This window comes from Micromonospora sp. D75 (assembly GCF_018070405.1).
In the GTDB taxonomy this organism is placed as follows: Bacteria; Actinomycetota; Actinomycetes; order Mycobacteriales; family Micromonosporaceae; genus Micromonospora; species Micromonospora chalcea.
The window spans coordinates 1-2,050 of record NZ_JAGPXV010000841.1 but is presented as its reverse complement, the minus strand read 5'-3'; the positions used below and the strand labels follow the sequence as shown (position 1 = coordinate 2,050).

Below are 2,050 nucleotides of genomic sequence, written 5' to 3'. Positions count from 1 at the left end.
TCCACGGCGCCGCGCGCGGGACCGGCCGTGGCCGGGCAACGGCGGCGACGCCGTGGACTTCCCCTGCACCCCCCGCAGGTATGTCTTCACTCAACGCTGTCGGCAGACGCTTGTCCCGGCGGCGGGCGAGGTTTCAGCCGTCCGGGCGAGGCGAAGGGGCGATTCGGCCGGGTCGACGGAGCCGATCGCCGCTGTCGGTGACCGTACGGCGACCGGCCGCCGTACGGCGGGCGCTGATCCGCGTAGGGTGGGGCGCATGGGCATGCTCTGCGCGGTCAGTTTCAACCGGTACGGGCGCCTCTACTACCTCGACCCGGGCGAGCTGCGCCCGCAGGTGGGCGACCGGGTGCTGGTGCCCACCGACGAGGGGCCCGAGGTGGCCGAGTGCGTCTGGGCCGCCCAGTGGGTCAGCGAGGACACCGACAGCTTCCCGAAACTCGCCGGGCTCGCCGAGGACGACGATCTGCGCCGCGACGAGATGCTGCGCCGGCGCAAGGCCGAGGCGAAGGTGGCCGCCAAGCGGCTGATCCGCGAGCACGGCCTGCCGATGAAGGTGGTGGCCGTCGACCACGTCCTGGCCACGCCGGAGAACGGCAGCGACCGCACCACCATCTACTTCACCGCGCCGCACCGGGTCGACTTCCGTTCCCTGGTCCGGGACCTGGGCGCCACCCTGCACTGCCGGGTCGAGCTGCGGCAGCTGTCCGCCCGCGACTCGGCACGGGTGCAGGGCGGCATCGGCTCCTGCGGGCGTGACCTGTGCTGCGCCACGTTCCTGACCGACTTCGAGCCGGTGACCATCCGGATGGCGAAGGACCAGGACCTGCCGCTCAACCCGCTGCGCATCTCCGGCGCGTGCGGGCGGCTGATGTGCTGCCTGAAGTACGAGCACCCGCTGTACCAGAAGTTCCAGGAGACGGCCCCCGCGGTCGGCAGCCGGGTGTCCACGCCGCAGGGTGAGGGCAAGGTGGTCGGCCACAGCGTCCCGCGCGACGCGGTGACGGTCCGCCTGGACGCCGACGGCTCCCGCTCGATGTGCTCGCGGGCGTCGGTCTGCGGCCCCAGACAGGCCCACGACCAGCACTACCCCCAGCCCTGACCGCTGCCCGCCCCTTCGGCGGCGATCAGGGGTCAGCGGATGACGATGGGGGGTTCGGCCAGGCGGGGGGTCAGCGGGGTCTTCGGGGTCAGCCAGGAGGCGGTGGGGGACTGGTCGGGGTTGAGCTGCCAGTCGTGGGACACCTTGTCCACGGCGATCGGGTAGATCGTCAACGTGCCGTCCGGGTCGATCCGGAACCGCAGGAACGCCTTCGAGTCCTCGATGCCCTGGGCGGCGAACAACTCGTTCAGGTTGACCCCGAACGCGCCGGCCACCAGCAGGTACAGCGCGACGAGCTGGCTGGCGACCAGACCGCTCACCGGCCCGTAGAGCACCGCTGCGGCGACCGCCGGCAGCGGCCACGGCCAGTCGTAGAACGGCAGCTGCAACCAGACCCACGTGCCGCCGGCGGCGAGAGCTATCTGGGCCAGTCCGTGCGCCACCCCGAGGATCCAGTGGCGGGCGTGCCGCTTCCCGCCCGCCGTCGGCGGCTTGGCGAAGAACACCGCGCCCATCATCGCCACCACCAGCATGATCGCCAGCGGCACGCTGAACAGGCGCTGCTCGGTGGTGCCCACCCGCTGCACCGCCACGCCGGCCATGGCCAGCATCAGCAGCGTGTGCAGGGTGCCGAGCAGCGTGGTGAAGCCCGGATTGCGGAACGGCAGCCGGGCGAAGATGCCCCAGCCGTACCGGCGGGAGCGCGCCTTGTCCGGGTAGCGCGCGGCCAGGTCGTACTCCCGGGTGTTGCTGGCCCGCCGGGTCAGCGTGTCACGCGGCGGCACCTCCAGCTTCTCCGGCAGCCGGTGCGTGGGGTAGAGGTAGGCGCCGCCACCGCCGCACGTGACGAGCTGCCGGTCCGTCCCGGCGTAACGGGCGTAGTGGTGCAGGTCGCCGGAGACCAGCACCCGCACCTGCGCGCCGGTCGGCGCGACGAGGGTACGGATGAAG

At 72.4% G+C, this 2,050-nt stretch carries 1 protein-coding gene and 1 pseudogene; one reads left to right on the top strand and one right to left on the bottom strand.

Features of this window, described 5'->3' with window-relative positions:
- Positions 1–256: 256 nt before the first annotated feature.
- Positions 257–1,099, top strand: a complete 843-nt coding sequence (locus KBX39_RS29760; RefSeq protein WP_210873714.1) for a regulatory iron-sulfur-containing complex subunit RicT — start codon at positions 257–259, stop codon at positions 1,097–1,099.
- A gap of 32 nt (positions 1,100–1,131) precedes the next feature.
- Here the strand turns inward: KBX39_RS29760 and KBX39_RS29755 are convergent.
- Positions 1,132–2,050 (bottom strand): annotated as a pseudogene (locus tag KBX39_RS29755) (metallophosphoesterase); the annotation flags it as partial.